Origin of the sequence: Pantanalinema rosaneae CENA516, from assembly GCF_050753385.1 — a bacterium.
In the GTDB taxonomy this organism is placed as follows: domain Bacteria; phylum Cyanobacteriota; class Cyanobacteriia; order Leptolyngbyales; family Leptolyngbyaceae; genus Pantanalinema; species Pantanalinema rosaneae.
In genome coordinates this window covers 34774-58351 of record NZ_JBLZFZ010000006.1, presented here as the reverse complement: position 1 = coordinate 58351, position 23578 = coordinate 34774, and the positions used below count along the sequence as shown (strand labels likewise).

General features: G+C 45.9%; 32 protein-coding genes. 22 read left to right on the top strand and 10 right to left on the bottom strand.

What is annotated here, in order from left to right:
- The first annotated feature begins 150 nt into the window (after positions 1-150).
- A complete protein-coding gene (locus tag ACN4EK_RS04850; protein ID WP_431656362.1) occupies positions 151-633 on the top strand; it encodes a DUF4288 domain-containing protein in 483 nt (160 codons plus the stop codon).
- A 305-nt stretch (positions 634-938) separates the two neighbouring features.
- On the opposite strand, the gene ACN4EK_RS04845 is transcribed toward ACN4EK_RS04850, so the two are convergent.
- Positions 939-1094 carry a hypothetical protein gene (locus tag ACN4EK_RS04845; RefSeq protein WP_431656361.1) on the bottom strand — a complete coding sequence of 52 codons (156 nt, stop codon included), beginning with the start codon at positions 1092-1094 and terminating at the stop codon, positions 939-941.
- A 424-nt stretch (positions 1095-1518) separates the two neighbouring features.
- Here ACN4EK_RS04845 and ACN4EK_RS04840 point away from each other — a divergent pair, with 424 nt between their 5' ends.
- From ACN4EK_RS04840 to ACN4EK_RS04820, 5 genes are read left to right on the top strand one after another with little or no spacing between them, the layout of a single operon-like run.
- On the top strand, positions 1519-2751 hold the full coding sequence (locus tag ACN4EK_RS04840) for a DNA double-strand break repair nuclease NurA (RefSeq protein WP_431656360.1): 1233 nt from the start codon (positions 1519-1521) through the stop codon (positions 2749-2751).
- Between the two features lie 13 nt (positions 2752-2764).
- The gene (locus ACN4EK_RS04835) at positions 2765-4423 is read left to right on the top strand and encodes an ATP-binding protein (RefSeq protein ID WP_431656359.1); all 1659 of its coding nucleotides are present in this window, start codon (positions 2765-2767) and stop codon (positions 4421-4423) included.
- Positions 4424-4467: 44 nt separating this feature from the next.
- Entirely contained in the window at positions 4468-5544 is a 1077-nt protein-coding gene (locus ACN4EK_RS04830) for a Druantia anti-phage system protein DruA (RefSeq protein ID WP_431656358.1), read from the top strand.
- 19 nt (positions 5545-5563) lie between these two features.
- Entirely contained in the window at positions 5564-5980 is a 417-nt protein-coding gene (locus tag ACN4EK_RS04825; protein WP_431656357.1) for an element excision factor XisH family protein, read from the top strand.
- On the top strand, positions 5968-6312 hold the full coding sequence (locus ACN4EK_RS04820; protein WP_431656356.1) for a XisI protein: 345 nt from the start codon (positions 5968-5970) through the stop codon (positions 6310-6312). The genes ACN4EK_RS04825 and ACN4EK_RS04820 overlap by 13 nt, the downstream gene beginning before the upstream one ends.
- Positions 6313-6426: 114 nt before the next feature.
- On the opposite strand, the gene ACN4EK_RS04815 is transcribed toward ACN4EK_RS04820, so the two are convergent.
- Positions 6427-6771 (bottom strand): group II intron maturase-specific domain-containing protein, encoded by a 345-nt coding sequence (locus ACN4EK_RS04815; protein ID WP_431656355.1) that lies wholly within the window; start codon positions 6769-6771, stop codon positions 6427-6429.
- Positions 6686-7783 (bottom strand): group II intron reverse transcriptase/maturase, encoded by a 1098-nt coding sequence (gene ltrA, locus ACN4EK_RS04810; protein ID WP_431656354.1) that lies wholly within the window; start codon positions 7781-7783, stop codon positions 6686-6688. Before ltrA ends, ACN4EK_RS04815 begins: the two co-directional genes overlap by 86 nt.
- A 561-nt stretch (positions 7784-8344) precedes the next feature.
- On the opposite strand from ltrA, the gene ACN4EK_RS04805 reads away from it, so the two are divergent.
- The 4 genes from ACN4EK_RS04805 to ACN4EK_RS04790 all read left to right on the top strand — a co-directional run bounded on the left by ACN4EK_RS04805 (position 8345) and on the right by ACN4EK_RS04790 (position 10698).
- Positions 8345-9415, top strand: coding sequence for an IS110 family RNA-guided transposase (locus ACN4EK_RS04805; RefSeq protein ID WP_431656353.1), 1071 nt, complete (start codon positions 8345-8347; stop codon positions 9413-9415).
- Positions 9416-9810: 395 nt separating this feature from the next.
- Positions 9811-9996, top strand: coding sequence for a hypothetical protein (locus ACN4EK_RS04800; protein WP_431656352.1), 186 nt, complete (start codon positions 9811-9813; stop codon positions 9994-9996).
- Positions 9997-10045: 49 nt separating this feature from the next.
- Positions 10046-10285, top strand: a complete 240-nt coding sequence (locus ACN4EK_RS04795) for a hypothetical protein (RefSeq protein ID WP_431656351.1) — start codon at positions 10046-10048, stop codon at positions 10283-10285.
- On the top strand, positions 10282-10698 hold the full coding sequence (locus ACN4EK_RS04790; RefSeq protein ID WP_431656350.1) for a PIN domain-containing protein: 417 nt from the start codon (positions 10282-10284) through the stop codon (positions 10696-10698). The genes ACN4EK_RS04795 and ACN4EK_RS04790 overlap by 4 nt, the downstream gene beginning before the upstream one ends.
- A gap of 273 nt (positions 10699-10971) precedes the next feature.
- Here the strand turns inward: ACN4EK_RS04790 and ACN4EK_RS04785 are convergent, their stop codons facing one another.
- Complete coding sequence (locus tag ACN4EK_RS04785) at positions 10972-12225, bottom strand: IS110 family RNA-guided transposase (protein WP_431656349.1); 1254 nt, start codon at positions 12223-12225, stop codon at positions 10972-10974.
- 467 nt (positions 12226-12692) lie between these two features.
- Between ACN4EK_RS04785 and ACN4EK_RS04780 the strand changes: the two genes are divergently transcribed.
- Positions 12693-13757 (top strand): IS4 family transposase, encoded by a 1065-nt coding sequence (locus ACN4EK_RS04780; protein WP_431656348.1) that lies wholly within the window; start codon positions 12693-12695, stop codon positions 13755-13757.
- Positions 13758-13858: 101 nt separating this feature from the next.
- Here ACN4EK_RS04780 and ACN4EK_RS04775 read toward each other — a convergent pair whose 3' ends face one another.
- Positions 13859-14032, bottom strand: coding sequence for a DUF3368 domain-containing protein (locus ACN4EK_RS04775; protein ID WP_431656347.1), 174 nt, complete (start codon positions 14030-14032; stop codon positions 13859-13861).
- A 21-nt stretch (positions 14033-14053) separates the two neighbouring features.
- Positions 14054-14356, bottom strand: coding sequence for a DUF3368 domain-containing protein (locus ACN4EK_RS04770; RefSeq protein ID WP_431656346.1), 303 nt, complete (start codon positions 14354-14356; stop codon positions 14054-14056).
- 241 nt (positions 14357-14597) lie between these two features.
- Between ACN4EK_RS04770 and ACN4EK_RS04765 the strand changes: the two genes are divergently transcribed.
- The 6 genes from ACN4EK_RS04765 to ACN4EK_RS04740 all read left to right on the top strand — a co-directional run bounded on the left by ACN4EK_RS04765 (position 14598) and on the right by ACN4EK_RS04740 (position 19038).
- Positions 14598-15674, top strand: a complete 1077-nt coding sequence (locus ACN4EK_RS04765) for a GGDEF domain-containing protein (RefSeq protein WP_431656345.1) — start codon at positions 14598-14600, stop codon at positions 15672-15674.
- 36 nt (positions 15675-15710) lie between these two features.
- A complete protein-coding gene (locus tag ACN4EK_RS04760; RefSeq protein WP_431656344.1) occupies positions 15711-16262 on the top strand; it encodes a hypothetical protein in 552 nt (183 codons plus the stop codon).
- Between the two features lie 173 nt (positions 16263-16435).
- Positions 16436-16930: a glutathione peroxidase gene (locus ACN4EK_RS04755; protein ID WP_431656343.1), complete on the top strand. Its 495-nt coding sequence runs from the start codon at positions 16436-16438 to the stop codon at positions 16928-16930.
- Between the two features lie 19 nt (positions 16931-16949).
- Positions 16950-17450 carry a peptide-methionine (S)-S-oxide reductase MsrA gene (gene msrA / locus ACN4EK_RS04750; protein ID WP_431656342.1) on the top strand — a complete coding sequence of 167 codons (501 nt, stop codon included), beginning with the start codon at positions 16950-16952 and terminating at the stop codon, positions 17448-17450.
- A 61-nt stretch (positions 17451-17511) separates the two neighbouring features.
- The gene (locus tag ACN4EK_RS04745; protein WP_431656341.1) at positions 17512-18348 is read left to right on the top strand and encodes an aldo/keto reductase; all 837 of its coding nucleotides are present in this window, start codon (positions 17512-17514) and stop codon (positions 18346-18348) included.
- Between the two features lie 105 nt (positions 18349-18453).
- Positions 18454-19038 (top strand): Uma2 family endonuclease, encoded by a 585-nt coding sequence (locus ACN4EK_RS04740; protein WP_431656340.1) that lies wholly within the window; start codon positions 18454-18456, stop codon positions 19036-19038.
- A 10-nt stretch (positions 19039-19048) separates the two neighbouring features.
- Here the strand turns inward: ACN4EK_RS04740 and arfB are convergent, their stop codons facing one another.
- The gene (gene arfB, locus ACN4EK_RS04735; protein WP_431656339.1) at positions 19049-19465 is read right to left on the bottom strand and encodes an alternative ribosome rescue aminoacyl-tRNA hydrolase ArfB; all 417 of its coding nucleotides are present in this window, start codon (positions 19463-19465) and stop codon (positions 19049-19051) included.
- A gap of 35 nt (positions 19466-19500) precedes the next feature.
- Here arfB and ACN4EK_RS04730 point away from each other — a divergent pair, with 35 nt between their 5' ends.
- A complete protein-coding gene (locus ACN4EK_RS04730; RefSeq protein ID WP_431656338.1) occupies positions 19501-19809 on the top strand; it encodes a Precorrin-3B methylase in 309 nt (102 codons plus the stop codon).
- A gap of 100 nt (positions 19810-19909) precedes the next feature.
- Positions 19910-20305, top strand: coding sequence for a hypothetical protein (locus ACN4EK_RS04725; protein WP_431656337.1), 396 nt, complete (start codon positions 19910-19912; stop codon positions 20303-20305).
- 70 nt (positions 20306-20375) lie between these two features.
- Here the strand turns inward: ACN4EK_RS04725 and ACN4EK_RS04720 are convergent, their stop codons facing one another.
- Positions 20376-20999 carry an NUDIX hydrolase gene (locus ACN4EK_RS04720; RefSeq protein WP_431656336.1) on the bottom strand — a complete coding sequence of 208 codons (624 nt, stop codon included), beginning with the start codon at positions 20997-20999 and terminating at the stop codon, positions 20376-20378.
- A gap of 123 nt (positions 21000-21122) precedes the next feature.
- Here ACN4EK_RS04720 and ACN4EK_RS04715 point away from each other — a divergent pair, with 123 nt between their 5' ends.
- Positions 21123-21332 (top strand): DUF2949 domain-containing protein, encoded by a 210-nt coding sequence (locus ACN4EK_RS04715; protein ID WP_431656335.1) that lies wholly within the window; start codon positions 21123-21125, stop codon positions 21330-21332.
- Positions 21333-21377: 45 nt separating this feature from the next.
- Here the strand turns inward: ACN4EK_RS04715 and ACN4EK_RS04710 are convergent, their stop codons facing one another.
- The gene (locus tag ACN4EK_RS04710) at positions 21378-21914 is read right to left on the bottom strand and encodes a DUF1349 domain-containing protein (protein ID WP_431656334.1); all 537 of its coding nucleotides are present in this window, start codon (positions 21912-21914) and stop codon (positions 21378-21380) included.
- 55 nt (positions 21915-21969) lie between these two features.
- Between ACN4EK_RS04710 and ACN4EK_RS04705 the strand changes: the two genes are divergently transcribed.
- Complete coding sequence (locus tag ACN4EK_RS04705) at positions 21970-22497, top strand: VOC family protein (RefSeq protein ID WP_431656333.1); 528 nt, start codon at positions 21970-21972, stop codon at positions 22495-22497.
- 15 nt (positions 22498-22512) lie between these two features.
- Here the strand turns inward: ACN4EK_RS04705 and ACN4EK_RS04700 are convergent, their stop codons facing one another.
- Positions 22513-22674, bottom strand: coding sequence for a hypothetical protein (locus tag ACN4EK_RS04700; RefSeq protein WP_431656332.1), 162 nt, complete (start codon positions 22672-22674; stop codon positions 22513-22515).
- Positions 22675-22757: 83 nt separating this feature from the next.
- On the opposite strand from ACN4EK_RS04700, the gene ACN4EK_RS04695 reads away from it, so the two are divergent.
- On the top strand, positions 22758-23561 hold the full coding sequence (locus ACN4EK_RS04695) for an alpha/beta fold hydrolase (protein WP_431656331.1): 804 nt from the start codon (positions 22758-22760) through the stop codon (positions 23559-23561).
- Positions 23562-23578 lie beyond the last annotated feature (17 nt).

The window sequence follows — 23578 nt, the reverse complement described above, 5'->3', positions numbered from 1 at the left end:
AAGCAGCGACTTATACACAAGCTTTTTCGTAGTGTTTCAGAGTATCTTGATCAAAACACACAAAACAAAGGTTGCCAATGGTAATTAATCAGCAAGCGATCGATTAAAGTGAAGGCGACGAGGGTAAGTTGAAATGCTGACGGAGCGAAAATGGCATATATTCCTAAAGACGCGAAATGGTACATTGCAGAGCTAGTGATGGAGTGCAGAATTGAGGGGGAACCGCGCAATGTTGTTCACGTCAACATTGTTCTTGTTCGTGCCGATTCTCCTGAAGAAGCGTTTGAGAAGGCTGAACAACTGGGTAGAGCAGGTGAAGACTCATACCTTAATCTCACTAATCAGAAAACCATTTGGATTTATCGGGGATTACGCGGCTTAAATGTGATTCACGATGAATTAGAAGACGGTGCTGAGCTAACGTTTGAAGAGAAAATAGGTGTTTCCGAAGCTGCCGTGCAGAACATGATTACTACGAAGTCTCAGCTCAATGTGTTTCGCGCTGATGAGTTAGGAGATGTATCTAAACCAGATTATGGGTGCAAAGAAATTATGGAAAAAGTACTCAGAATGATTGATGATAGCGCTGCACGACACGCTATTGGAGCAGATGAGATCAGTTCTCAGAGCTAGGTTTGAGATTGCTATCACCGCTCAACTAAATCGTTACCTTCTTGTCGGGAGATTAATAGGTGTGACGTACAGTTCTTTGAGCGATCGCGGCAGTGTATTCACCATTGACTGAAATCAGTTAGCCATTGACCTGTTTGTTTGCGGAAACTACTGAAATGAGCAAGCAAACTCCAGTTTGAGAAAGCAAATGACCTATTTGTTTGCGGAAAACACCTAAATGAGACAGTCGATCGCCTGTTGACTGACTCAAAACCTTAAAATGAATCAGCAAATGGGCAAAATGAGTTAGCCAATCGCCTCTTTGTTTATAGAAAACTTAAAAACAGCAAGCAAACAGGCATTTTCTTAAGTTCAATCGTTGCAAGCTGGAAGCGATCGCAGTGTCGTGTGGCGCGATCGCTAGTAATACACAATTGCCCTTCGCGATCGAAGATCAGTCTGAGTGGTAACTGATAAGCCATTCTGATTTGAAGATTTCTTGAAGCTCTCTACCTACTTCCCTGGCTGATGGCTATGATGCAGAAATCCGTCTGCCTAATACTATAATTTAGGATCTTAGGCGGAAAGTTTCTACCTAATACTCTGATTTGGGATCTTAGGCAGATAAAATCTGCCTATCTACCCTAAATTGGGATCTTAGGCGGAAAAATTCCGTCTATTAATAGTTAGCCTGCTGGGTTAACGGTGGGGTACAGCCCGAAGCATATCTGTTAGCAGCTAGAGCAAATTGAGCGTAAAGTACTGGTAAGGCTGTACCTCGAAACTGCTAGTAGGGCTATCATTGAGGGTGAAAAGCCGGAACTGGGGTATGCAAGGTCCCATAAGTGTGCATCATTTAAAGCTAATGGGTACAATTGCTCTAGACGAGAGTGCTGAAAACTAGATATGCCCAGAAAAGAGATACCTGACAGTGCTATTGAGTTAGTTGCTAAACATATCAATACAAGAAGCAACAAAAATTATGGTATTCCCGTAATTGGGCATGAAGAAAATATAGAGACTCCTCAGATATTTGAGATTATCCCATTCGATCAAATCGATGATAGCGATAGACGGTTCTACGCGATCGATGGTAGCTACAACAGCGAACAATTTTATAACGGTTTATGCATTGCCATCTATGCTGCTGGCTATATCTGTTTTCATAAAGGTCAGCAGATTCGGATGAACTCACTGGATGATCCAGTCATATTGGGTAAAGCATATTATCCACAAAATATTCTGATTACCCATCAAGATCACTTAGTTGCTATTTACGATGAATTTTTAACTTTAGAGCCTGTAAAGAATTTACTCAATTTTCTAAACGAGAAACCAGAAGAAATATTTCCGTATAAGAAAGAACAAATTTGCACAAACCTATCAACACTGTTGGGATTTTGCCAAGAAGTATTAGAGATTGCCCTCATTTTAGAAGTCATTGATCTAGCAGGAACAAAGTCAGGGGATTTCATTTTACGAGATGGCACGCTACGTCCCTTGCAAATTAAGCAGAAGTATTTAGTGAAATTAGGAAAATATGCCCACGAAAAAGGCGTAAGAATAGTTGCTGTCACGAAGCAATCTCCTATTAAAATGGAGCTTGCTTATACATTCAAGCAGATAGACAACTATTTGCAAGATCAGCTTAAGTACGAGTATCCCTTCACGGAAACAGATCCAAAACGCAAAAAGCTTTGTTGTTGGTTTGAGGTTCCCGATGTAATTCTCAAGTCGGCATATCAAGGCGATATGTTTATCAAAAAATCTATTCGTGGAGGACGAGGATTTGGATTGTTTTTTGCGGCTAGGCTGGACTACGTTGAAAAATTGCAAAACTATGACTGGCTCATCATAGACGCAAACATTTTTAACGCAATTCCCGAAATTGAATCAGAAAAGCTTGAAAGAGACAGAGCAGAGTTGGATTCTATATTCAAGGAATTAACCCGTCTTACTCAAGAACATTATATTCTTGGCTATCCTTATCCATTATGTGAGGTGCATAATTTCATCTCATTAAAGAAAAACTTTAAAGAGGAAATCATAGCTCGTCTGAAATACTCCCTTTACAGGGATCAAAGGATGGACAATGTTGATATCGAAAATCTTTTTCTAGATATGCACGAAAGATTTTAGGAGAGATTGAACTATGGGAAAGGTTGATTTTGGAGTTCTCTACGGTCAGAAAACTACTGAAGACGCACTATTAATATATTCCTCTTATGAGGATGCTAAAGCCAGTCCACAGACTGGTGATTTTATTGTGCTAACACCGAAAGATGAGGGAAATACAAAATACCTTGCAAGGGTCGAGGCTGAAATTTATGACGAAGACCCGATCTTTAAGTCGCAGGATAAAACTTTAATTGCTGTACATTATGCTCGAATTGCAGAAAGAGAGCTTTCTGAACGAGATAAGCAAAAAATGTTTAGCTACACCTACAAAGTACGAATTCTAGGTACATTTACAGACAGTGGCTCTACAATTTCTTTCACAACGGCTGTAAGAAAATTGCCAGTTGTTTCTTACATTGCGAGGCATCTTAATAAGCGTGAAATAGAATCGATCCTCAACAAAACCAATGAAAATGGTGTTGAGATTGGATATCTCTGTGTAGGAGAAACTGTCTTCAAAGATAAGGGTCCGATTCTGTTTGAGATTGGAAAGCTGCGTAACAAACGCACAATGGTTTTCGCCCAGTCAGGTTTTGGCAAAACCAATCTTGTTAAAGTACTTCTCTACCATATGACTCGTGATACATCATATGGAAAATTGATTTTTGATCTGAATGGTGAATACTTCTTGCGTGGCACTGCTACATATGGATTAGGGGACATTAATGAAAATCCAGTCCGGGATAATGTTGTTGTATATACCGATAAGAAATTACCAGAAATTTATAAACAGCAGAATCGATTTATCTTCCGTGGAAAAGTCGCACTGAATATGCATAAGCATTTAGCAGTAGGTGACATATTAAACTTTGGAGCTGGCTTTTCTGAAGTCATGAAATCTTTTCTTCTATATCTTGATGAGGAAGGTGTATCCAGCTTTATAGAAAATATTGATGATTATGTTGCCAATCCAAGTAATCTTCATCGAGACTTTTCTGATTTTTTCGGAGAACAAAAGAAATCATCATCTGGGAAGGAAGATGTCTCTGCTAGGAAAACAATTATGGCGATTCGGAAGAGAATTCGTCATCTAATTGACGAAGGTAATTTGCATTCTGGAACGTCAGAACTTATAGAAGATGTATTTAAGTACTTGAAGCAAGGAAAAACTGTCATTATTGATTTGTCGCTAAAAGACAACATGGATGCCAGTATTATTTCAACTATTTTGGTTCGTAAGCTATTTGAAAGCAATAAAGAAAAATTCACCTCAGACAAGCCAGAAGAAGTTGTCAATGCTGTTGTTTTTGTAGAGGAAGCTCAAAACGTTTTATCTCAAGAATTTGTCAAGTCCAATGCAAATCCATTTGTCAGAGTAGCAAAGGAAGGACGCAAATTTGGACTTGGCTTAGTTGCAGTAACTCAACGTCCTTCTGCAATTTCTGATGAAATCCGAACCCAGGCAGAAAATTTCTTTGCCTTCCATATGGGTAACTCTGATGATATTAAGGCACTTGTGAAGTCCAATATCAACTATGATGGAGTGATCTCAAACTTCATCCAACGCGAGACAATCGCGGGTAATCTCTATATGGTTTCGTCAGACCAAGCCTTCGCCCTTCCTGTTCGAGTCACTGAATTTGAAAAGCTGGTAGGAGAGAAAGTATACCCAGAAGCTAAATTCAAGGATTAATTTAGCTTGAGGATCATATTTCACAAATTCTCAGGCAAAACACGATGGAAGAAAAGCAAAAAAAGGCTCTTAAACGAAAGATTCTTAAAAACTTAAAGGACTACGGAGTTATATGGAATGAAAAAAAACATCAAGTTATTGTTGAAGATTTTAGAGAGGTTCAGCGAAAATTAGCTGAGCGAACAAACTCAAAAGGTCAGGAATATAAAAGTAAGATTCAAAAATATCTTGCACAACCATCAGATATAGATATATCTAAAATTAATCCTTATCTTGTTACAGTTGAATCGAGAGATGAACATCAACGCCTTTGGGCATATGCTACATCTCATTGGTCTGTCCCTGTAACAGTTGGCTATGGTAGGCGTATTCGATATTTTGTCTTTGATCGTCAGAATGACAAGCTGATTGGTATCGTTGGTCTTTGTGATCCGGTTATTGGTTTGGGCGTTAGGGATGATAAATCTATTGGATGGACGAAAGACCAAAAGATGCTACGCCTATACAATTGCATGACTGCCTATATTCTTGGGGCAATACCTCCTTACAATCAGGTACTTGGTTCTAAGCTGGTTGCTCTCACTTTAATGTTTCCAAAAGTTCGTAAGGACTTCTATCAAAAATATAAGGATAGTCCTTCAGTCATTACTGGCGAAAACAAAAAACCCTATCTTACTTATATCGATACATTAGGGGCATTTGGCAAATCAGCAATTTACAACCGTCTAACCAATTGGGAATTTATAGATTATACGAAAGGGCAGAGCCATCTTCATATAACAGCTAATGGTAGCTGGGATTTGATCAGACAGGTTGTTCCAGAAGATGCCTTTGAAACCTACGAATTTGGGCAGGGACCAAATTGGAAAATGCGTACTTTGAGGAGAGCCTTACGTGAGCTTGGTTTGTCAGAGGAAATGCTTAGCATCGGATGGCAGAGGGGGTATTACCGTTGTACTCTGGCTGAGAACTGGCAAGAGTATCTGCTAGGAGACACAAACCGAGTAATTTGGAAAAGTTTTACTCAGAGAGATTTAGTGAGTTACTGGCACGAGAGATGGGTCACTCCTAGACTTGATACTTTGCAAACTAATTTGGAGTTATATCCTGACCAAGAATAGGCTGATTTATACTTAAACTATGCCCAAGTTAGACATTATCCACAATGCAGTAAAAAACGCATTGATAAAAGATGGCTGGTCGATTACAGATGACCCTTACGTCATTCAATATCGAAAAACTGTGCTGTACGCCGATCTTGGTGCTGAACGTCCGATAGCGGCTGAACGAGATGGGCAGAAGCTAGTTGTGGAAGTGAAAAGCTTTATTGGCGCATCAAAAATACAAGACTTAAAAGAGGCTCTCGGTCAGTATGACATCTATCGCTACCTTCTAGAGGAAACAGCCCCAGATCGTAAGTTGTACATCGCTATCAGCAACGTTGCATACAATACCTTTTTTACTCAGGACGTAACTCAGCTCATTCTCAATAAACATCAACTTCCAATCATTGTTGTAGACATAGAGATAGAGGAGATTGTGCAATGGATAAACTAATCGAGTATTCAAATTTAATTAAGCGCATTCTGACTGAGTATGTGGAACTGAGTAACCGCCATCCTAACCCAGACATTGAGACTTTTTTGATTGTAGATGAGGCAAAAGCTCACTATATCTGGATGAATCTTGGTTGGCAGAATGGAGAACGTGTTACTGGGATGACAGCCTATGTGCGGATTAGGGATGGTAAATTCTGGATTGAAGAGGATTGGACTGAAGACGGTATCGCTACTGATTTAGTTAGTGCAGGGGTTCCTAGAGAGGATATTGTGTTGGCATTTCATGAGCCAAAGATGCGACAGTACACAGATTTTGCAGTTGCGTCATAGTAGCGGCGCAGGCTAATCGGGTCGAGGAGAGCATTTAACTCTCCCCTCCCACACCACCTGCCATGCGGGTCCGCAACAGGCGGTTCATGACGACGCGCAAACAGCACTGATGGCTTAAACGTATCCTTGAACTTTCATCCAAAGTTGTTTAATCGATAGCAATCCCTGTTGCTCTAACCACTCATTCGTCATTCCCGTATGCGTTGCTAACGTCTTTGACAAGCGCCAATAGCCTTTACGACTAATGCTCGTCAAAATCGCCTGACGCTTGGTTGTCCCGAGTTTGAGCAAGTTGGTGATGCGGGTTCTGGGTCTACGCCACTGCTTCCAGTAACACATCCGCATCCGCCGCCTCAACCAACCGTCTAACGCCTCAATGGGACGGTAATGTTGGGAAATGCCAAAGTAGTTCATCCAGCCTCGCAAGTATCGGTTCAACCGTTCGATTCGTTCGGCCATCGAGACTCCCCAACTCCGGGAAGTTAACCCCTTGAGCCGGTGTTTGAAGTCTTTGAGTGCTTGGTGGGATGCGACGATCCGTTCGCGCAGCGTTGCGAAGCAATATGCCTCGGAAGGTAAACCCCAAGTATTCGAGGTCTTCGATCTTGACCACCCGACTCTTCTCACGATTGACCTTGAGCTTCAGCTTTTGGGTCAGGTAATGGCTAATCTTCGCCATTACCCGTCGCCCTGCCCGCCGACTTTTGACCAGGATGACCAGGTCGTCCATGTAACGTACAAAGCGGTGTCCTCTGGCTTCAAGCTCCTTGTCGAGGTCATCCAGGAGGAGATTGGACAATAACGGCGATAGAGGTGAACCTTGCGGTGTCCCCCAATCGGTTGCCTCTATCGTGCCAGCGACCAACACTCCTGCTCTCAGATAACGACCGATGAGCCGCAAAAGCACCTTGTCGGTGACTTTGCGAGCAATCCGAGACATCAGCACATCATGGTTGACCGTATCAAAGAATTTTTCCAGATCCAAATCAACCGCATACCGATACCCCGCCTTCACAACCGTTTTCACCTGTCGGATCGCTCCATGAGCAGACCGTTTGGGTCGGCTCCCAAAACTGGACTCGGAAAAACCAGGGTCGAAGATGGGAGACAGCACTTGCAGAATAGCTTGCTGGATCACCCGGTCAACGACACAAGGGACACCCAACTTGCGTTCTCCCTTGCCTTTGGGCTTAGGAATCACCACCCGTCGCACGGGGCGCGGTTGGTAGCTGCCATCCATCAGGGATTGGCGAATCTCACCCCAATGCTCGCGGGCATAGGCAGGAAAATCGTCTAAGGTCATCCCGTCACTGCCGGGGGCACCTCTGTTCGATTTCACTCGTTCCCACGCTCGTCTCACATTGTCGCGCTCTAAGATTCGCGCCATCAGGTTGTCTAAGGCTGGCTGGCTGTCATCACGCCAAGCATCATCTCCCCCATCCGGGTTCATCAATGCGCTTGAGTTGTTCATCGCTCCTCCTTAGTTCGTTCATGTTCAGCCCTTCATCCGGGAGGGACTACTATGGCTTCTGCTGACTTCTGTCCGGTGTCCCTTCGAAATTACTCTCGAAGGCGCTGTTTAGATGACCGTAGGGTTCTGTGGCTCCCTCGCCGTTTCCCGCGAGACCTCAATCAGACTCCCATAGTCAACCGAACCGCAACCGGACAGACCTCCCCAGATAAGAACGTGATCTGTCCCGCCACAACCGCGTCATTTACGATGCCCCTTGAACCGAGGGTTTCGTTGTGTTGTGCCAACTCACCCAGGGGTCTTCGCCTGCTATGACGTTTCTATTCGTCGGCTCGTCGGTTTGCCGCTGGCTTCCTCCAGATACTCCCTCGCGAGAGTACCCTTGCCTTAAGCTAGTGGTTATCGTCACTCGGAACTTTTGGGTTCATTTGGACGTTGGTTCCACCACAGGGGACTTTCACCCCATTAGATCACGCCCATGCTGTCCCTATGCTGGATTGCAGTACGCTAAACAAGAACTGGATAGGGTTGACAGTTCTAATTCTAAAAAGGAGTTTCCAAATGAAGAAAGTGATCCCTGCGATCTCCTACGTTGGAAAAGAAGTCTTTATTGGAATTGACGTACACAAGAAAACTTATGCCGTTGTAGCGCGGATGGACGGAGAAGTGGTCAAGAAATGGACAACGGCTGCTGCTCCTCAAGGACTTGCTGAGCAACTGCTGAAGTTCTTTGTTGGGGCAAACATTCATACGGCTTATGAAGCTGGGTTTTCAGGGTTTGTTCTACATCGCGTGTTGACCAGCCACGGAATTCATAACCTTGTGATTCATGCTGCTGGAATCGAAGTTGCTGTCAATGACCGGGTGAAAACCGATAAACGCGATGCCCAAAAGCTCTCGACACTTTTGGAAGCTAGGCGATTAAGAGGAATTCGAATTCCCAGTGAAGCACAAGAACAACAGCGAATGCTGACTCGAACTCGACAACAACTGGTTGAAGATCGCACCGCTGTGAAAAATAAGATTCGCATGAAATTTCACCAACTCGGTCTCATTGACAATGATGAGAACCGTCCGATGACTCACCGATTGGTTGAAAAACTACTTCCCAATGTCTCAGCCCAAGAGTTCATCCTGGCAATTGAAGCTTACTGGAGCATTTGGAAAAAGCTGGATGAGGAGATTAGCAAGCTAGTTGCGGAGTTGAAGCAGCAAGCAAAATCCGACCCAAATGAAAACACCTATCGGTCCGCTCCTGGCGTTGGTCCTCTTTCGGCTCGGATTTTGTCAAACGAATTGGGCAATATGTCTCAATTCAGGAATGAACGGCAGTTGTTTTCCTACACAGGGTTGACTCCAAGTGAGCATTCCAGTGGTGAAAACATCCGCAAAGGAGGGATTAGTCGGCAAGGGAACAGCCGATTGAGAGGCATCCTGGTTGAAATTGCTTGGCGAGCAATCGACAAAGACACGGCATTACGAGCGTGCTTTGACCGCCTCCACCCACGAATTGGGAAAAAGCGGGCGATTGTGGCAATTGCCCGAAAACTCATTGGACGAATTCGAGCCGCTTTTCAAGCAGAAGTTGAATACAAAGTAGGATATTTTGGTCTTGAAGGTGAAGCAGCTTAAAGAACATAGTCTTGATGAGCAATGACAATCTTGAAATGATTAAAAACAACATTAGGAATGGAATCAACGAAATTCCCTGCTGTGACCACGTTGAATGCCCGGTGAGCAGTCCCCTGATCACGTCATGCTGTTTGCGGCGCAGCACCTTTGATAACGGATGAGGAACGTGTAGCATCATTACGATGATGACTACGAATGACTGGTTGTTGAGAAGGTCCTAATGTTGAGTGAGTGGTTTGTTGAGGAGGTGGTGGCGGACATTAGATTTTTGACTGCTAAACAACTCAAACAAAATTACCGGAATTAGGCTCCGATTGCGAATGCCACACCTCCAAGGGCGGCTCAGTTTTATTTGCGATAGATTAATTGTTTTTACTTTCAGCTTGACAATCCACATGACTGGGCGTACACACTTCACGGCAGCGGACGGACGAAAGCCGCTGGTGCTGAGTTCAAGGTTATCTGCCGCCGCTGCGTTTTGCCGTTATGCCGCTCAGTTATTGGTTGGGACGCAACCGAAAGCTCACCTGCTGGTGTTCAAGGTTGGGCAGAAGTTCCTGACCAGAAGCACTTTCGGGTAATAGAAGTAGCAGCAATTTATAATAGATAGCAGTTGCTGGGGAAGGACTGATGACGTTACAAGAGCTACAAAATCAGGCATTACAGTTGCCGATTGGCGATCGCTGGCGTTTAGTACAGTCGTTGTTGAGTTCCATTCAACAAGAAACGTTGGTATCTAGTCCTCCAACAACCATCAATTCTTTTGCGGGGCTTAATCCCTGGACTCAAAGCCTAATTGGAGTCGTTCAGTTAGGTACCGAAGAACCTACAGAATCCTATGTGGATTACCTGGAGGAGAAGTACAGTTGAGGCGGGTATTATTTGACAGTGATGTTTTGCTCGATGTTCTAGCTCAACGACAACCGTTTGTTGTTGCCTCTGCACAGGCATTAAATAGGGTGACACAACCACAAGTGCAGGGGTACGTGTCCGGTCATGCTGTGACAAATATCTTCTATATTTTGCGCCGTCAAGTTGGTAGCGAAACTGCACGCGAACTTTTATCAAGGCTATTAGAGCATCTTCAGATCGCCAGTGTGACCGATGAGGTTATTAGGGCTGCATTGCAAAGTTCTATGGCAGACTTTGAAGATGCTGTGACCAGTGAAGCAGCTAATGCCGCAGGTTTAGAAGTTATCGTGACTCGAAATACACCTGATTTTGGGGCTTCTGCAATCCCCGCAGTATTACCCGAAGAGTTTCTGGCAATGTCGTTAGAGTAAGGATTGTTAACGCTGCATAACATAGTCCCTGAGGCGGACGGAGTCAATAGAGAATCAAAGTGCAATATTCGACTGAATTCCAAACTTTTTAGACGTGAGAATGTTAACTGAGATTGAATGGTGAATGGCTATTTCAATCTCAGTTTCAAATTCATCTAATTCTCAGTTTCGGCTCTAATCTGTTCTCACTTGTATCTCTTAATCATCTTTGCCTATTGCCTTTTATGTTCTGTTTTCTGTTTTCTAATTGGTTATTCTTTAGCAGGTGAACTGCTAAACTGCTAATCGCTTTACCAGGGGTGATTGCTTTCGTCGTAGTGCTGCAACATACTTCTCCTCATCGTAAGGAACGTTGTCCTGCCAACAGCGCCACAAAATCCTCCCCCACTTGTAAGCCAATGCACGTATCGCTTTTTGATGGCTTTTACCTGCTTGTTTCTGTTGTTCGTAAAACACTTGTGACCACGTTGAAAATCGCCTTGCCTGATTGACCCATTCCACAAATGTCTGCCTCAGGAAAATTGGACAAGACCACCGCCAATGGACCCAACGTTTCTTCCCACTTTCCTCTTTAACTGGAGCAATCCCGACATAGCTCATAAAAGCTTGGGCTGAGGCAAATCGGGAACGATCTTCTCCAAACGCTACCAGTAATCGTGGTGCTAAATGCGGACCTGCCCCTGGCAATTCGGCAAATAAGGCTGCATCAGGCATCGTCTCAAATAAGTGAGCGATTTTGTCATTAAACCCCGCTAGTTGTTGGATGATGACCTTCAAAATAGCCACCAGTGCCAGTGTCAGTGCTTGAGCGGGTACGACAATCGCCGGGTCCAAGGTAAGTGGCGGACCTGCCTCTTGAATTTGCCCAATCCGTCGGGCGATCGCACTTTTACGACCGACATGGTGGGAGCGAAAGAATTGAGTCAATTGCTGGGCTGTAGCCGCTTGAGCCGACTGAACATTGGGAAACTGTTGCAGGAATTCACAGAACACGGAGGTGTCTTTATCCTCAAACCAATCGAGGACTTGAGGAAAATAGGACTTCAGCGATGCAGTGATGCGATTGGTTAATCTGACCTTCTCTTGCACTAACATCCGGCGTGACTCCACCCATTGCCGCAGGGCACGAGTCTGGGGACAGCCTGCCACCCAAGCCTCTAGCTTGTCAGAATGCTTTTGCATCAATTCAACCAGGATGCGAGCATCAACGGGGTCAGACTTGGCACGAGAGGGTTGAAAGGCTTTGCGGTAGTTGGCCACTAGACGAGGATAGATGGGAAATAGCACCAGATTGTCATACTGGCAAAGGGCATAAAGTAAGGGACCCCGCTTCTGTTCTAGGGCAACGGCAATCTTCCCCTCACCGTAGCGCAGCCTGAGCTGATTGACCCAATCGAGTAAGTCTTGTGGACGGGTTTTGATCAAGCTTTCCTGCCAGGTGGCAGAGGCACAGTCATACAGGGCAATATCATGTTTCCGGTCTGCCCAGTCAATCCCAATATAAGCCACATACTCGTTAGTGCTCATGGTAGATTAAAGTCCATTGATTTTGATTGAAGTGGAAGAACCTGCCGCCTGCACCCGCGAAAAGATTATGGAAACGGTTGAAGCCTTATTCCCTGAGAATTCGTTAAAGTAGTGTAGGTTAAGGGTTTAGAGGCGAGTCGATATGTTAGTAGTCATCTGGTGACTTGCGCTGCATAGTCGTCCTCTAGCCCTGGCAGGTTCTCCCGCTTTTTACTCTAAGCTGCTCTACAATCAGTTGAGGTCAAGGGTGAGGAGCGAACAATATGTTAGTAGACATGAATACTGTCACCCAATGCATAGTCGTCTCTTTTCCCTGTTCTAGTGCTCGTCTCCCCATAAATCATGCTGCACCGGAACGTTGAGTATGCTTGGTTAAGCATCAAAAGTTATCTAAGTACAGGACAAAAAGCTTGAAAGATTGAGCAGGGTAGGGTTTCATCAGAATTACGACACTCATCAGAAACCCTATGAGCCAATATAGCGAATTAAGGCGAGTCCTCCAAGCCCAATTGAACTGGCATGGAGCCAGGATTTCATTTCTGGCTTTGTTTTTGTTAGCCTTGCTGAAAGTCAAAACGGTAAATTTAAGCGAACTATGTTTAGGCTTTGGCGGCAAGGCTTTGCCCGAATCGAGCTACAAGCGGTTGCAGCGCTTTTTTCGAGAGTTTGACCTGGATTACACCGAACTGGCGACCCTGTTGGTGAGTTGGATGCAAATTCCACCAGGGTGGGTGTTGAGCCTGGATCGCACGACCTGGAAATTCGGGAGTCATTGGCACAACATTTTGACCTTAGGCATTGTGCATGAAGGGGTTGCCTTCCCGATTCTGTGGTGGCTGTTGGATAAAAAAGGGAACTCCAACAGCGACGAGCGGATGCGGTTTATGGAAACCTTTGCCAAACGATTTCCCACCGCTCGGGTGAACTGCTTGTGTGCGGATCGCGAGTTCGTTGGCCAAGCCTGGGTGCGCTATCTCCTGCTCGAACCGGCTTTAGCCTTTCGCTTACGGATTCGGGACACCGACCAGATTGAGCACGATGGCAAGGTCCTGGCGGCGCGGGTCGTCTTTGCCCATCTGCAAGTCGGTCAATCTCAAAGACTCACTGGCACTTGCCGGGTCTGGGGTTATCCGGTTGCTGTGGAAGCCCTGCGACTTGAGGATGGGGAGTTACTCGTGGTCATTGCGCCCGTCCACACCCAGAATTTGGTTCAAGATTACGCCAAACGTTGGTCGATTGAAACCTTGTTTGGCATTTTCAAAACGCGGGGTTTCTGTCTGGAATCCACTCACTTCACCGATGCCGAGCGGTTGAGCAAGTTGTTCGCCTTGTTGACCTTAGCTTTATGTTGGGCCATGAAAACAGGCGTATGGTTGCATCAATGGCAGCCGATTGAGATGAAAAAACACGGTCGTCGTGCCAAAAGTTTGTTTCGCTTAGGATTCGATTATTTGCGCCATTTGGTGCTCAATCCATCTGCGTCTAATGGGTCCGACTTTTTGCAATCTCTACAACTTTTGTCCCGTACTTAGAAAAGTTATCTGCGGCGGGTGATTGGGAACGTTAGCCGCCGCTATCTCGTCTGTAGAACATCCACAAAGCTTGTTTATTATTCCATTTGTTATTCTAAAGGTTAAGCTAAATCAATCTCATTAACAAGTTGCAAAACACTGTCGTACAACGGTTCTGCAACCCAAAATCTAGCTTCATTGATCAACGCATCCAATAGAGGTTTCACCCTAGCAATCAAACCTTTATTTTTCGCTTCGACTAAGATTCCTAGGATACCTATGTAACGGAGATTCAACCTACTCGCAATTAGCTGACCTCAGCATTTATCAATCAACACTTGATCAGATTGAATCTCGACGGCCAAAGCGATTGCTTCCGCTTCTCCAGGATCTAGTTCGTTGCTCAGTGCTTCAACAAGAGAGAAGTCAGTAACAGCACGAGTTTGAATCCAGTCAAAGGTTTGTACCTCGATCGCACTTGCAACGGGAAAATTTGGGTTAGTGAGTTCTCGATAAATGCTTTCAGGAATGAGAACTGTCCCGTATAGCTGGTGTAGGAGATGAAGATGATTGATTGCAGTAAGGTTATTGCTCGGTGATGTGTCACTGACAACAATCACAATCTGCCCATCTCCCGCAGGTTCTCAATGTCCTGTTCAAAATCTTTCAATCGCAAAAGTTCTGATCAAGTAATGAGCTGTTTTAAATCAGTTCCTACCTGCATTTTCTATACTTTTACCGTTCTCAATTCAAAGTAAAGAGGTCTTTAAGCCTGCTGTTCTCTGCCTTGCCTAAGCCCAAATGGATTTGGTTGAGCCGAGTCAGACTTGCTACTCTAGGTATAATTTTTCACCCTATCCTATGACTTCAATAATCGATTCGATCGAAACTCTGAAACGTAATACTGTAGTTTGCATCTTAGGGGTAATGGTTTTAGGAGGAATAATCGCGACGTTGCTCCATATCTTTGAGGGCAACGCGCATCTGATTTCATTAATCATTCCGCCTCTAACAGTCATTCTATGCCTGAGTCTGTTGCTATATCTGATTAAGCGACCCCAGCAAATCGATCGGGTGATCTTGATTACCCTGGGATGGATTTGTTTCATTCTGCTATTTCCAGAATATTTTTTTGTAATTAAGACCGTATTGGATTCCGACAAACGGTTAGTTGATACGTTGCCGCCGATTTCTTCAGGCTTATTTCTCTTAACAACTGGCATGATTGTTTTTTTACGTCCACGCGGACTGGTCAAATTGGCCTGCTTGCTTTGGGTGATTACAGCCGCTCCAGTTGTGAGTTATTTCATCTTTCATCTCCCGGAACTCAAAACCCCTAGAGGGATGGATTTAATCATTACTCTTGTGCCTGCTATGGGAGTGAATCTATTCTTGATTAGATTTTATGCTCGTCTCCAGGATGCGATCGATAAACTGCATATTGAGCGTTTACATCTCAAGGAAATTTCAGAAAAAGATGCTCTGACTCAAGCGTTTAATCGAGGAGCGGGAGAACGAATCCTCCAAAATTTAATCGAAGAACCGGAACAAAAAATTGGCATCATTTTATGTGATATTGATCATTTCAAACAGATTAATGATAACTATGGTCATCTAGTCGGCGATCACGTTTTGCAAATTGTTGCTCAATGTCTTCAAACTCAATTACGCAAGCAAGATACTCTGATTCGGTGGGGAGGTGAGGAATTCTTAATTGTGGTGTCTGAATATGATCAGATCATAGATTTGGAATATCTAGCAGAGCGGTTGCGACGGATCATTGCCGAGCAACAAGTACTGGGAGCCAGAAAAATCACAGCCTCTTTTGGGGTTGCCTTGCTTCAACCCCAGGAGAATCTAAACCAGCTCTTCGCCCGAGCAGACCAAGCGCTCTACCAGGCTAAAAAGTCAGGTCGAAATCAAGTTATCCTCGCGTAGTGCTAGAGAGCAGGTGCTGAATTTGGCAGGATGTCTATGGTGTTGCTCAAACTGCTGGGTTACGCGATCGGCAGTATTGTGATGTACTGGGGCTTGCTATTCGTACTTGTTGCGCCCTGGGTATCAGCAGTGCTGTTGGTTGTGCTGATCAACGCAGCTTGGAATCGCATCACTGGCAAGACTGACGAATGGACATGGTTTCTCGATTGGACTGAGTCCATCGTCCAGATGGTTCATCGACTAAAAGCTGAATGGATCGGTTGGATACCTGGAATTTTGATTCAGACTTGGTATGCCGGATATGCCGCTAACTTAGTGCAGACCTCAGCGTTAGAACAGCCAACAACGGATGCGATCGTCCTTCAGATCATGGGTGTCATTGGTGTAATTGCCGCCGCCGTCACGTTTTACTGGCTATATCGCCTGGTGGTGGAAGTCAAACTGAGTCAATGGATTCACCTGCTGGTGGGTAGCATTTCTTTAGTTGCCTATTTCGGATTGTTGCAACACCCCCAAGTTGCTGAGGGATTGAGTGAAAGCTGGCAACACATCTTTGCCGTCCTACTTTCCGCCATGATGTCGCAATGATGGAGTGTTCTATCGCCGAGATCGGGGCGTTCATCGTTCACAAGGGTAGCCGAATGTACGTTCCGGTCGCTGGTTTACGCGATCGCTGGTGATCATCGTGCTAACAGGGATTGTGCTTAAGGATCGTAGTAGAATTGTAAAGGAATGTTTCAGACAGCGGAGGGGTTGAGCCTGTGACGACACAAGCACCTGCATCGATTTACGACATTTCGGCAACTAGCCTGGATGGTAGTTCAGTACCACTGAGCACCTATAAAGATAAAGTGCTGCTGATTGTCAACACCGCCAGTCAGTGTGGCTTTACGCCGCAATACAAAGGGCTACAGGCGTTATACGAACAATATGCCAACCAGGGCTTGGTGATTTTAGGATTTCCCTGTAACCAATTTGGGCAGCAGGAACCGGGAACCGCCGAGCAAATTCAGTCCTTCTGTGAAATGAACTTTGGCGTATCGTTTCCACTGTTTCAAAAAATCGATGTGAATGGCAGCAATGCCCACCCGCTCTATCAGTATTTGACCAAAGCCGCTCCTGGGATTTTTGGTAGTGAAGGGATCAAATGGAATTTCACCAAATTCCTGGTCGATCGCAGTGGCAAGGTCGTGAAACGCTATCCTCCCACGACCAAACCCGAGGATTTAGCGAAAGATATCCAGGCACTGCTGTAATCACTATTGTCACCCAGCGATGGCAAACCTGGAACCAGCCACCTTTGGAGCCGGATGTTTTTGGGGCGTTGAAGCCGCCTTTCGGCAGATGAAAGGTGTCGTTGCAACCTCTGTTGGCTATATGGGTGGATCGTTTGAACACCCCAGCTACCTGGATGTGCTGTCTCGGATTACCGGACATGCAGAAGTCTGTCAGGTGGAATACGATCCAACCATTGTCAGCTACGATGAATTGCTGCATTTGTTTTGGAACATTCACGATCCCACCAGCCTGAATCGTCAGGGAGCCGATCGCGGCGAACAGTATCGCTCGGTGATCTTTTATCACACGCCGGAACAAGCGACGATCGCCCGACACTCTAAAGCTGAGTTAGACCGCTCTGGTCAGTATGACAAACCGATCGTGACCCAGATTCAACCTGCCTCACAGTATTGGCTGGCAACCGCAGACCACCAGCAATATTTGGAGAAAAAACAGGCAGCGGCAAATCTGACTTCAGAGTCAGCGAACGGGGAGTAAATCTGATTACAGTAGAGGGAACCTATCAGTTAACGCCTCCCTCTAGCGGAACTCAATCACCATGATGCAAACTCTGCAACTCCCTTCTGGGCAAACTATTCCCGTTCTCGGGATGGGCACTTGGCGGATGGGCGAAACGACCAAACATCGCCCAACTGAAGTTGCCGCCTTGCGTCACGGCTTGGATCTGGGACTCTCCTTAATTGACACAGCAGAAATGTATGGGGAAGGGGGCGCGGAAGAAGTGATTGCGGAAGCGATTCACGATCGCCGTTCAGAGGTGTTCCTGGTTAGCAAAGTCTATCCCCACAATGCCTCTAAACAAGGGACGATCGCGGCTTGTGAACGGAGCCTCAACCGATTAAAGACCGATTACCTGGATCTCTATCTGCTGCACTGGCGCGGTTCGATCCCACTCAGCGAGACTCTGGAAGCCTTGCAAACCCTACAGCAAGCAGGCAAAATTCGCAGCTATGGGGTGAGCAATTTTGATCTGGCAGATATGGAGGAAGCCAGTCATTTACCAGGTGGAAATGCGATCGCCACAAACCAAGTGCTTTACAACCTGATGCGACGCGGCATTGAGTTAAACTTGCTCCCCTGGTGTCGGCAACACAAAATTCCGGTGATGGCATATTCTCCGATCGAACAAGGACGCTTACTCAACCATCGCACCCTGAAAGCGATCGCGAACGATCGGGGAGTCACAACAGCTCAAGTCGCGATCGCCTGGTTACTGCATCAACAGGATGTCATCGTCATCCCGAAATCCAGCCGAATTGAGCATGTTAACCAAAACTACACGGCTCTGGATTTACAATTGAGTCCAACAGAACTCTCTACTCTAGATACGGTCTTCCCACCCCCCAACAAACCTGTTCCTCTGGAAATGCTGTAACCAAGTTGATTTTTGTCCATTGGAGATTCATTTCAAGGGAGTCTATCCTATAACCAGATCATCCTCGCTGAACTCAGCCAAGCATTTGGGAGGCATGTTTAAGCCATGTTCACACAGGCAGCAGAGAAAAATTTTTATACGCCCGAGGAGTATCTTGATATTGAAGTGAACTCCGACGAACGGCACGAATACATTAATGGAGAGATTGTCACGATGGTTGGCGGAATGCCAAATCATAATTTAATCATTGGTAACTTTCATGCAGCACTTAACTTTGCCTTAAAACGACAGCCTTATTTCACATTTGTTACCGATCAACGATTGTGGATTCCTGACCAGCGCCTCTACACCTATCCTAATGTCATGGTGGTGCAGGGAGATTTGCAATTACAAGTAGGACGTAAAGATACACTGACCAATCCCTTGATGATTGCAGAAGTCTTGTCAGAGTCAACGGAGGCATACGATCGCAGTGGTAAATTCGCTGCCTATCGCACGATTCCCGGCTTTCAAGAGTATGTGTTAATCGATCAGTACTCTATGCATGTCGAGCAATACTTTCGTACCGAACCTCGCAAATGGATTTTTTCTGAATATGATGGTGCGGATGCCCTGCTATCCCTTAGTTCCATCCTGTTTGAAATTTCCCTGGCTGATCTGTATGACAAGGTAGAGTTCACTACAGAATAAGCCAGTTGCTTCAGTCATCGATCACTTTCCCTCGTAGGGCTTTGATTTGACTATGCTTACTTTTGCTATCCAGCCGTTTCCGCTGAGAGCTGCGAGTGGGTTTGCTGGGTTTGCGTGGTTTGGGCAGGGCGATCGCACTTTTAATCAAAGCTTGTAACCGTTGTAATGCCTCTTCCCGGTTCTGCTCCTGACTGCGGTGTTCCTGCGCTTTAATCACGATGACTCCATCCTTGGTGAGGCGCTGATCATTCAGCTTTAACAGACGTTCCTTATAGCGATCGGGAAGTGAAGATGCCAGAACATCAAACCGCAAATGGATCGCTGTTGCCACCTTATTTACATTCTGACCACCTGCCCCCTGAGAGCGTACCGCACTCAGCTCCAGCTCATGATCGGGAATCGTTACCGTATTAGAAATTTGTAGCATGAGTTCATTCTAGGTGATCCGCGATCGGCGTTAGGATGAACACAAGCAACATTGCAGACAGTTGGGTAGTGAGCGAAATGGCAAAGCCGGAACAACCCTTGACGGGAGCAGCACTGATTAAGGAAGTCTGTCGGCGAATTCGGGTGGCTCGCAGCTATTGGGATGCCCATAACAATGCGGCTTGTCGCGGGGAACGAGAACGCGCCTTAGCTCTTTACAACACGCTGACGAAGGAGCAAAAGGAAAAAATTCCCCAACAGCTACGCGTGTGGTTACGCTACCGCAGCGAGAAATACTTTGGGGTACACCGCACTCCACCCAAATCGAAGCGCCAATCAAAATAGTACACCGGAACTATAACAAGTCCTGGGATGGATGTTAGTTTCTCCCTCGGACTTTACAACAGAATAACGGAACGATGTTATAAGACTGGGAGTAATTTCAATGGCGTTAGCAGAATTACGCAAAAGCAAGATGATGGCTCATCTTTTAGATGCGTTAGATGCAGGTCAGGATATTGGTCATTATGGACGACTGACCCTGGCAATGGTGGCACATCATTTTCTGGATGAGGAAGAATTAGTTCGCTGGTTGCAAAAAGATCCAGAGATGAGTGAAGCGGAAGCCAAAGCCTTAGTATTGCAGGTACAGGGAAAGGACTACAATCCGCCTAAACGCGATCGCATTTTAGAGTGGCAACAACAGCAAGAGTTTCCCATTTGCCCCAACCCAGATGATCCGGATGCCTGTAATGTTTACCGAGAGTTACAGTTTCCTGAGCAGGTTTATGAGCATATTTCTGACTATTATGAGCATAAAGCTGAACAGGTTTCCCAGTAAAAGCCTCAACAGTTAGTTCCACCTAAAAAGTATCTGGCTCTACACTACTATTCGCTCTAAATTTTGAGCATTAATCAAAATCAGTTTGCCACTCTGGATGATGATAATAGTCAAATAATCGCGCAATTTGACTGGGCACAACCCGCGTCAGAGATAGGTCGGGAATTTCGTGAGCGGTGAAAAAGGTCGCGGCTTCCGTTTCCACCGAACTCGCTGGTGAACCACTGATCAGTTCACAAAGAAAAAATAGCTTGTAAATGTGGTATTCAAACGGGGGATGATTGTGACGTGGGTGATTGCGATCGTAGAGTGCCAGCAACTTGACGGCGCGGGTTTGATAGCCCGATTCCTCGTAGACTTCTCGTTCTACCGCTAGACTGGGTGGCTCTCCAATATCCACATAGCCACCGGGTAACGTCCATAGTCCATCAAATCGCTCTTTCACTAACAGAATTTTGTCATCCTGAAACACGGCTCCCCGCACATCAATTTTGGGTGTGGCGTAGCCCGTTTCCTGTTGAAAAAAGTTTTGCACATAGCTGGGTTCCAGGGTAGTGTAAGTTGCCATGATTTCTGCGGCGACTTGCTGCACCTGTTGAAACCGATCGATATCAAACGGATTTTGGCTATAGGTCAGTCCATTCCGAGCAATCGCCTGAAGTTTCTGTGCCCACGCTAACCACTTCACATCCATTTACATCTCTCCTGAGATAGTTGGTAAAAATTCATCTCTAGATTAAATAATCCCAACGTTCGTTCATCGAGTATAATTCTCCGGTCAAAATGATAGGAATTCAAAATCGTCACGATCGTCACTATGTCATCTACTACCCATGCCACCCCACTGATCCAGTTTCTCCAGAACGATCTATTTGTCTCTGCTGACGCGATCGCGATCGCCCTACGACAGGAGAGCGTCTTACCGCATCTGTTACCAATGGTGCTGTGGCAGTATGGGCTAATTACACTGGAACAATTGGAACAAGCCTTGGATTGGCTAGAACATACGGGTTCAGCATCCTTCTAATGAGATATTTCTTAACAATCTACAGCGCGATCAACGGTACACTCTCTAGGATTGAGTGAGTTGGAACCTTTCAAAGGTAATGGTACAGCCCTCTCCCTGAGGGGAGGCTGCCATCACACCGACTTGTAGCGTTTCGGCGGTAGTCAGATAAGCTAATCGCAACATTTGGTAATCTTTGCCGTCGAGAGAATATTGCACCTCGATCGTCTCCGATCGCCGCTGCAACCGTAGCCAGAGAGATTCTGGTGACTGCATAAGCGGGACAACCGACCAATCTGAAACCTCTCGGGTGACGACCGCGCTAACATGCTGAATCTCGTCCACAAACTCAATCCCAGATTTGAGCCAGATCATTTCGTTCTGCCGCACCATCAACCCCGCCTGATCGTAAAGCGCTTGATACTGCCCGGTGATTTTGACTTCGGCAGTGAAGTCCCCCGTTACCGTTTGATAGTAAAAGTGACCATTATCCCGAATAAATCCATAATGGGTTTTGCGCCAGAAATCGGTTTTCGGGGCAGTCGTCATGACAATTTGGTGGTCGGAGCGTGACCAGTGGGCAGGTTCATTTAACCAGTACATGATTGTTCACTATGTATGAGGACGATCGATACTAACGAAGCACGTTAATCTAGATGTGAATTTCCGTTATTGGTTAGCGATCGCAGCAGTCAGTGATGATGATATAAGCTCCTATATCGGTCAGAAAAAATCTTTACGAGTTAATTGGGAGGAACTCAATAATATGGTTGATATTGGCTTAACCCATGTGGCGTTACCCGTCTCAGATATTGAACAAAGTATTCATTTCTATACCACCTATGCAGATATGCACGTCGTTCATCGACGGACGGATTCCAGTCGAGGCGTTGCCGTAGCCTGGTTGTCAGACCACACGCGCCCCTTTGCAATTGTGTTAATTCAGACTGAATCTGTTCAGCCGATTCTTGCCCCAATGGCCCATCTGGGTATTGGCTGTCAAAGTCGGGAAGCCTTAGATCAACTCTGCGATCGCGCTCGGGAAGCAGGCATTTTGGTGGAAGAGCCGAAAGACTCTGGATATCCCGTGGGCTATTGGGCATTCCTGCGAGATCCGGATGGGCACACGCTGGAACTGTCCTACGGTCAGGAAATCGGGCTAACAGTGGAACAAACGAAAGGATAATCTGGCAACAAGTCTTCACAAATATCGTAGGCTGACCGCTTCCCAATCGGCTTTGGCTTCAGTTGTAATATGAAACAACACTTCCACCTGACGACCGTCGCGATCGATCGCGATTACCAATAGCCCGCGATTGGTTTGTTCCTCAGCAAAAATCGCTTTGAGATCAGAATATTTCATCAGGTCTAGACAGAATCGGCGCGTCGGATCTGATCCAGTTATTTACCCCCTATACTAACGGCTGCAAGCAATCTATGCACTCCATGACTCTTGCCGTTCCCAACGGTAGCATCCATCTTCTCACCACCGATGCACCGATTCCTTCAAAGGCATCTCCACCGTTGCCGATCGTGTTTGTGCATGGAATGGCATGTTCGGCGAATATTTGGGAAACTCAGATGGCGTACACTGCCCAAACTCGTTCAGCGATCGCGATCGATTTACGAGGACATGGTGACTCTACACCACCAGCGGATAATGACTACTCTCCGGCTGCCTGTGCGACCGATCTGTTCGCGGTCTTAGCTGCCCTTGAGTTGGAACAGATTGTCCTGGTCGGACATAGTTTTGGTGCTTGTGTCGCCCTAGCCGCAGCGGCCGCTAAACCTCAAGCGATCGCCCAGTTAGTGCTAGTCGATCCACCTGTAGACTGCACTCAATTGCCGCCCGAAGTTTATGAGGAACAATTAGCCCCTTACGAACGGGCACTGGCAACGGATAATTGGCGATCGGCGATCGAAACCTCTTTCCGCCAAGCTTTAACAGGAGGGACACCAGCAACCTATGAATCTATCCTTGACCGTCTTTCTGCCACCCCGAAAGCGGCACTCATTGGCACATCGCATGGGTTATTTGGGTTTAAAGCATTAGATGCCCTCGATCGTTATCTGGCTGCACCAGGAGCAAAGGCTCATGCAATTTTAGCTCCGTCAAATAACATGCCGTTCAGCCTGCATATCCTCCGCCCTGCCCTAACAACAACGACATTACCCGCAACGGGACACTGGCTGATGCTAGATGCACCTGAAGCATTTGCAAGCGCACTCAATGCTTACTTAACTACTTAACTGCCATCTAGCTCAGC